This window comes from Microbacterium sp. (genome assembly GCF_030149085.1).
GTDB lineage: Bacteria > Actinomycetota > Actinomycetes > Actinomycetales > Microbacteriaceae > Microbacterium.
Genome location: NZ_JASBSF010000405.1, coordinates 1 through 7,155, shown reverse-complemented (window position 1 = coordinate 7,155; position 7,155 = coordinate 1). Strand labels below are relative to the sequence as shown.

The 7,155-nt window shown below is 63.8% G+C and carries 8 protein-coding genes; 5 read left to right on the top strand and 3 right to left on the bottom strand.

Annotation, left to right across the window (positions count from 1 at the left end; translation table 11 throughout):
• Positions 1-61: 61 nt before the first annotated feature.
• The 3 genes from recF to dnaA form a co-directional block, all read right to left on the bottom strand.
• Positions 62-1,231, bottom strand: a complete 1,170-nt coding sequence (gene recF, locus Q1V87_RS16125) for a DNA replication/repair protein RecF (protein WP_292712678.1) — start codon at positions 1,229-1,231, stop codon at positions 62-64.
• A gap of 46 nt (positions 1,232-1,277) precedes the next feature.
• Positions 1,278-2,429 (bottom strand): DNA polymerase III subunit beta, encoded by a 1,152-nt coding sequence (gene dnaN / locus Q1V87_RS16120; protein WP_292729783.1) that lies wholly within the window; start codon positions 2,427-2,429, stop codon positions 1,278-1,280.
• 453 nt (positions 2,430-2,882) lie between these two features.
• Positions 2,883-4,247, bottom strand: coding sequence for a chromosomal replication initiator protein DnaA (dnaA, locus tag Q1V87_RS16115; RefSeq protein ID WP_300595150.1), 1,365 nt, complete (start codon positions 4,245-4,247; stop codon positions 2,883-2,885).
• A gap of 350 nt (positions 4,248-4,597) precedes the next feature.
• Between dnaA and rpmH the strand changes: the two genes are divergently transcribed.
• Genes rpmH through Q1V87_RS16090 form a run of 5 tightly spaced genes read left to right on the top strand, consistent with a single transcriptional unit; the run spans position 4,598 to position 7,118 of the window.
• Positions 4,598-4,735 (top strand): 50S ribosomal protein L34, encoded by a 138-nt coding sequence (gene rpmH / locus Q1V87_RS16110; protein WP_193597422.1) that lies wholly within the window; start codon positions 4,598-4,600, stop codon positions 4,733-4,735.
• Positions 4,683-5,078: a ribonuclease P protein component gene (gene rnpA / locus Q1V87_RS16105; RefSeq protein WP_363494679.1), complete on the top strand. Its 396-nt coding sequence runs from the start codon at positions 4,683-4,685 to the stop codon at positions 5,076-5,078. The genes rpmH and rnpA overlap by 53 nt, the downstream gene beginning before the upstream one ends.
• Positions 5,075-5,425 carry a membrane protein insertion efficiency factor YidD gene (gene yidD, locus Q1V87_RS16100; protein WP_300595141.1) on the top strand — a complete coding sequence of 117 codons (351 nt, stop codon included), beginning with the start codon at positions 5,075-5,077 and terminating at the stop codon, positions 5,423-5,425. The genes rnpA and yidD overlap by 4 nt, the downstream gene beginning before the upstream one ends.
• A 6-nt stretch (positions 5,426-5,431) precedes the next feature.
• Entirely contained in the window at positions 5,432-6,589 is a 1,158-nt protein-coding gene (yidC, locus tag Q1V87_RS16095; RefSeq protein WP_300595148.1) for a membrane protein insertase YidC, read from the top strand.
• Positions 6,590-6,605: 16 nt separating this feature from the next.
• Positions 6,606-7,118 carry a R3H domain-containing nucleic acid-binding protein gene (locus Q1V87_RS16090; RefSeq protein ID WP_300595139.1) on the top strand — a complete coding sequence of 171 codons (513 nt, stop codon included), beginning with the start codon at positions 6,606-6,608 and terminating at the stop codon, positions 7,116-7,118.
• Positions 7,119-7,155: the final 37 nt, after the last annotated feature.

The following is a 7,155-nucleotide window of genomic DNA, read 5'->3' as shown; positions in this document are numbered from 1 at the left end:
CGCAGGCGCAGGTACGTCGCGATCGTTTCGGGTACCGAGGATGCCTGCTCCGCGTCCACGGTCATGACACTTCTCGATCAACCGGACCGCTACCACTCAGGGTGCCCGCCTCGACACGGACGGTGCCGACGCGAAGCTCAGCAGGAACATCCTGCTCAACTGCGGCAGTCACGATCACCTGTTCGAACTCGCCCACGATGTCGGCCAGCCGCACCCGGCGGCCCGCGTCGAGTTCGGCAAAGACATCATCAAGGATGACGATCGGGTCACCGAGCTGCGACTCGGCTCGGAGCAGATGAGCCGACGCGATGCGCAGCGCCAGAGCCAGAGACCAGGATTCGCCATGCGAGGCGTACCCGCGCGCCGGCAGACCGCGAAGCGAGAGCACAAGGTCGTCGCGGTGCGGACCCACGAGGTTGACCCCGCGTTCCAGCTCTGCGCTGCGCTTCTCACGCAGCGCCGCGCGGAACCGCTCGAACAGGTCGCCGGATTCGGTGACATCAACACTGCGCTCATCGTCATCAGGGTCGGCGCCGTCCACGGAAAGCACCCACCGCGCGTCCGGAGCGTGATCGGCCCCGGCGATTGACGCGTAGGCATCAGCGATCGGTCCCGCGAGATCCCTCACGAGTGCTTCGCGCGCCCGGATGATCTCCACCCCGAGAGCCACGAGTTTGTCATCCCATACGTCCAGGGTTGGCAGGGCATCCGAGTCCAGGCGCCTGGCGCGCGCCGATTTCAGCAGCGCCCCGCGCTGCTTGAGAACGCGATCGTAGTCGGCGAGCGTGGCCGACAGTCTCGGGTATCGCTGCACGAGAAGCTGGTCCGCGAAGCGGCGCCGGGCACCCGGATCACCGCGGACGATCTGCAGGTCTTCCGGCGCGAACAGTACGACATGCGCATAGCGACCGAGTTCGCCCGTACGGATGCCGGTTCCATTCACCTGTGCGCGGTTCGATCCCTGGCGGTTGATCTGGACATCGACGTTCAACCGACGCTCCCCGTGCGCAAGGGTTGCCCGAACGATGGCGAAGTCGGAACCGTCTCGCACCAGTGGTGCGTCTGAGGAGACCCGGTGTGAGCCGGCCGTGGCGAGATACGCGACGGCCTCAGCGAGGTTCGTCTTGCCCTGCCCGTTGCTTCCGACCAGAACGGTCGGTCCGCTGGAGAGCTGGAGATCGGCGCGCGCGTAGTTGCGAAAGTCGGTGAGACTCAGCCGCTCGACGATCATCGGTACAGGCTATCCGCCACGACTGACGCCTGACGCGCGCCAGAACTCAGCGCAGCAGCAGGTTCGGCTGCAACAGGTACTTGAAGGAATCCTCGCCCGACCGGTCGACCGAGGTCTGCGCCGTGATGAGCACGGGGCTGAGCTTGTTGGCGTTGTCGCTGGAGGTGAAGGTGACCCGTGCGAACTCGCTGCGAACTGCACCGAGCGCCTCGAGCAGGTACTGGGGGTTGAGGCCCAGCGTGACATCGTCACCGCTCAGCGTCGCATCGACAGACTCGGTAGCCCGCGCCTGTTCAGTGCCGGCGGCATCCATCGACACACCCTCTGCGGTGAACGTGAACCGCAGCGGTGCCGACCGGTCCAGGACCAGCGACACACGCCGGACCGCTTCGGCGAACTCCGAGGTGCTTACGACGGCGTGATGTTCGGTCTGCTCCGGGAAGAGCCTGCGCACCGGCGGGAAGTTGCCCTTGATCAGCAGCGACGTGACGGTCTTGTTGCCCGCGGTGAACGCGATAATCTCGCGATCGCCACTACCCGAGAACGCGATGGAGATCTGCCCCGAGTGCGCGAAAGTCTTGCCGACCTCGGTGAGAGTGCGCGCGGGAACGAGTGCCGTCGCGCCCTCTTCGGATGCTCCTCCAGCGGGATCCCACGGAATTTCTCGCAGGGCGACACGATAACGGTCGGTGGCAACGAGGCTCAGGCGGTTACCCGAGACTTCGAGCTGAACACCGGTGAGAACCGGCGTGACATCGTCGCGTGATGCGGCGAAGGCGACCTGGGCGATTGCGGTTGCGAAGTCTTCGGCGGGGACGAGACCCGACTCGCCGGTGACTTCGGGAATCGCGGGGTACTCAGCAACCGGCATGGATGCCAGCGTGAAGGTCGCTGACCCGCAGGTGAGCAGGATGCCGCCGTCATCGTCGACGCGGACGGTGACCGGAGCGTTCGGCAGTCGGTTCGCGATCTCGGACAGCAGTCGTCCGTGGACGAGGATCGTGCCCGGGTCATCGACAGTCGCCTCGATGAGGGTTCGCGCCGATGCCTCGTAGTCGAAGGCCGAGAGCGAGAGGCCGTCTGCGCTGGCCTCGATCAGGATGCCCGCGAGGATCGGCTGCGGGTTGCGTTGTGGCAGCAGCTTGACGACGAACGACACAGCCTCGCTGAACACATCGCGGTTTACTTCGAACCTCACGTGCGCTCCCTCGATCCGGTTGGGCTCTCCCATGCTAGTGCCCACATGTCTTGTGACCTCAAGAGATCCACGGGCGCTTACGCCCGAAGTGCACGCTCGCACTCAAGGTCATCGAACCGGATTCATTCAAGAAGTTCTTTGTCATGGTGTTAACACCTGTGGGAACTGTGGATGAATCGTGCGATCCCTTGCGCCGAGCCGAAACCACATTCGTGTCATTTGTGGAGGGGCTGCGGATGAGTCGTGTGAAGCCTCGCGCTGGAACTCACATCTCACGCTCGTGTTCCACAGGTCACGGAAGCTTCACTCACAGCTGAGCGTGCTGCTTCCACACTTATCCACAAGTTATCCACACTGTGGGGAACGCGTATTTTTGTGTCAGCGACGGCGCGGTGTCAAGTGAGAATCCATGAGCCTCCTATGAGACCCGGATGGCGCGCGCGAGAAGAGGCCTCAGCGTCCGTTTCGACCGAGCTGAGCGGTGATCTCGGAGACCTGGTTGTAGATCGAGCGCCGCTCCTTCATGAGGTCGCTGATCTTCTTGTACGCGTACATGACCGTCGTGTGGTCGCGGTTTCCGAAGAGTTGACCGATCTTGGGGAGCGAAAGACTCGTGCGTTCGCGGCACAGATACATGGCGATCTGTCGAGCGGTGGCGACTGCCTGCGAGCGGCTCGATCCGTACAGGTCATCGACCGAGAGCTTGAAGTAGGTGGCGGTGGCCGCGATGATGTCGGTCGGCGAGACGACGTTGGCGTCATCTTGATCGATGATGTCGCGCAGCACGGTTTGGGCAAGCGAAATATCCAGGCTCGAGCGATTCAAGCTGGCAAAGGCCGACACCCGGATGAGCGCGCCCTCGAGTTCACGGATGTTCGACGAGACCGCGGTGGCGATGTACTCCAGCACGTCGTCGGGAATGTGGAGCCGCTCGCTCTGCGCCTTCTTGCGCAGGATCGCGATGCGGGTTTCGAGGTCTGGTGCTTGAACGTCTGTGATGAGCCCCCACTCGAACCGGCTCCGCATCCGATCTTCGAATCCGGTCAGGTGCTTGGGTGGCACGTCACTGGTGATCACCACTTGCTTGTCGTGATCGTGGAGTTGATTGAAGGTGTGGAAGAAGGCTTCCTGGGTTTCGGCGCGGCCCTGCAGGAACTGGATGTCATCGATGAGCAGGATGTCGACATCCCGGTACCGAGCCTGGAAGGCAGCGCCGCGGTTGTTGGCGATCGAGTTGATGAAGTCGTTCGTGAACTCTTCGCTCGAGACGTACCGAACCTTGATGCCGGCATAGAGGCTGATCGCGTAGTCGCCGATTGCGTGCAGGAGGTGGGTCTTGCCGAGCCCTGAGTCGCCATAGATGAACAGCGGGTTGTACGCCTTCGCGGGAGCTTCCGCGACGGCGACTGCCGCTGCGTGGGCGAACCGGTTGGACTGGCCGATGACGAAGTTGTCGAAGGTGTACTTCGGGTTCAAGCGCGTGTCGGTGCGTGAGGAGGTGCTCGTGGATTCGACGGGTTCGTCGGCAGCGCGGTGCATGGATGCCGCGGGTGGCGCCGCCAACGGCAGGATCGCAGTCAGGTGAGACTCGGCCAGGTCTGGGTTCACGACGACGCGGAACGCCGACACGCTCTCACCACTGCCATCTTCGGCGTGTGCGAGCGCCTCGAGGATCGGCGCGCGCATCCTCTTATTGATCTGCGCGGCGGTCAGTTCGTTCGGCACATCGAGGTAGAGGGTGCCACTCATGACGCCCTGAGCTACCGCGAGATTGAGGAACCCCTCCAGCTGCGGGGTGATCCGATCGTCTCCACGCATGATTTCCAGCGCGGCGGTCCAGACCGGAACATCCGGAATCTCGTGGGTCGACATGGCCCCCCTCAGGGTTCAGCGGCATCGGTGCGGCGAGCCCGTCCCCGGCTGTGGATAACTTTCGGAGCAACGGTAGTCAGCGGCATCCGTCAGCGCAAAATCAACTGTAGACGCCATGCGCGTGTCGTCTCCAGATGGTGGATGACGCTGGGGATAATGTCCCTTCGCCTCCACTCGGTTTGAGTTCGAGCGCTGCGCGACGTACCCTTAGTCGGTTGACTTGTGCCCTCGCGGCAGTCCCCGATTCATCGTCCCGGTGTGAGCATCCCGGCGACACCTCATCCGGAAGTGATCTCATGAGCAAGCGTACGTTCCAGCCCAACAACCGCCGCCGCGCCAAGAAGCACGGCTTCCGCGCCCGCATGCGCACCCGCGCCGGCCGTGCCATCCTCTCGGCTCGCCGCGCCAAGGGTCGCAGCGAACTTTCGGCCTGACCTCACAGTGCTTGCGCGCGCCCACCGGATCACCCGGGGCGCGGACTATCGTTCCGTCGTCCGCCGGGGTCGCAGGTGTGTGGGCGCGCATCTCATGAGCTACACGGCGGTTTCGGTGGATGCCACTCCGTCGCGGTTCGGGTTCATCGTCAGTAAGCAGGTGGGTTCTGCTGTCACCCGCAATACGGTGCGCCGCCGGCTGAAGGCGATCAGCGCGGGTCTCGTGGACGAGATTCGCCCCGGCTCGCAGGTCGTCATCCGTGCCTTGCCCGCCGCAGCCGACGCACCGTACGAGGTCCTCGCGGGCGAGGTCAGGCGTTGCCTCACGGGAGAGCACCGATGAGTGAGTTGCCCTCGTACGCGCTCGGCCATGCTCACCTCGACGCTGTCGACGCGGCGCGTGCGCTCCCGCTTGTTCCTCGTAACGCTGTGCTCGCGGTGCTCCACGGGTACCGCGCGACGATTTCCCACCTGTACGGCGACGTGTGCCGGTACTATCCCTCGTGCTCGGCCTATGCCGTGGGTGCAGTACAACAGCACGGCGCTCTCAAAGGATCGGCGCTTGCTGCGGCACGGCTGAGCCGATGCCACCCGTGGGCCGAGGGTGGCGTCGATGACGTTCCGCCCCACGAGCACTTCCGATTCGATCTCACCCGGCACGGGTTCGTCGTGCCACGCAGAAAGGACTGATCCTTGCTGGATCTCCTCGCCAGTGCGACACCCTCCCCGTCCCCCACCGCGGCGGCTGGAGGCGGCTTCGACCTGTTCGCGATCATTCTGTGGCCGCTGAAGTGGGTCGTCGAACTCATCCTCGTCGCGTGGCATTGGCTCTTCACTGCGATCGGACTGCCACCGGCCGACGGCATCACCTGGGTACTCGCGATCGTCGGACTCGTCGTGGTCGTGCGCGCCGCGCTCATCCCGCTGTTTGTGAAGCAGATCAAGTCACAGCGCAAGATGATGGAGATCGCTCCCGAGCTGCGCAAGATCCAAGACAAGTACCGCGGCAAGAAGGACCAGCTCTCGCGCGAGGCCATGAGCCGCGAGACGATGGCGCTCTACAAGAAGCACGGAACGAGCCCGGTGTCGGGATGTTTGCCCCTGCTCGTGCAGATGCCGGTCTTCTTCTCCCTGTATTCGGTGCTCAGCAGTGTCAAGGTGAACGCCGAGCTCGGACTCGGTGGCGTTGGAGTTCTCAGTCCCGAACTCACGAAGCAGTTCTACGACGCGTCGCTGTTCGGCGTGGCATCCCTTCACGAGACGCTGATCGACGCGTGGAACACCGGTAACACGCCGGCCGTGATGATCCTCGTGGTGCTTGTGGTCCTGATGATCGCGTCGCAGTTCTTCACCCAGCTGCAGATCATCTCGAAGAACCTCTCCCCCGAGGCCAAGACTGGCCAGGCGTACCAGATGCAGCGCATCATGCTGTTCGTCCTGCCGTTCGCGTTCGTCTTCTCGGGCGTCTTCTTCCCGCTGGGTGTCGTTCTGTACTGGTTCACGAGCAACATCTGGACGATGGTTCAGCAGTTCATCGTCATCCGCGAGATGCCGACCCCCGGCTCTGAGGCGGCGAAGCAGCGCGAGGAGCGCCTGGCTCGGAAGGGCAAGGCGATCGACTCCAGCGGCAAGGTCGTTCCGATGGACAAGTACCTCGCCGAGCAGCAGCGACTGCTGGAAGAGGCCGAGAAGGCGAAGGCTCAAGCTCCGAAGCGTGAGCAGCCGATGAGCAAGCAGCGCGCGAAGAAGCAAGGTCAGCGGCCGACCGGCGGGACCAATTCCCGGCCGCAGAACCAGCGTCCCCCAGGCAGTGCGGCGGAGGGCTCATCACCCACCCCGGAACCGAACAACTAGGAATATGAGGGTGGAGATGACAACGACCCCCGACACCGCTTCGTCTCGCGCGGAGGCGACCATCGAGGAGCTGGAGCAGGAAGGCGACGTCGCCGCTGATTTCCTAGAAGGCCTTCTCGATATCGCGGATATCGACGGCGACCTCGCATTGGACGTCCGCAACGGTCGTGCCTACGTGTCGATCGAACGGGACGGTGGAGAAGGAGCCGCGGGCCTCGGCGCTCTCTCCGACCCGATGACCGTGCAGGCGCTGCAGGAACTCACCCGCATCGCGGTCCAGAATCAGACGGGCCGTTTCTCCCGCTTGATCCTGGACATCGGTGGGTCGCGCGACACCCGGCAGCGAGAGCTCGACACTCTCGTCGATCGCGCCGTAGCTCGGTTGGACGAAGGAGCATCGCAGGCCTCACTCCCGCCGATGTCCAGCTACGAGCGCAAGCTCATCCACGACCTCGTTGCTGAGCGTGGCCTGGTTTCGGAGTCGTACGGCGAGGGCGCCGATCGGCACACCGTCATCCGTCGCGCGTAAGTGCATGTTTCACGTGAAACATCGATGAGCACTCTTG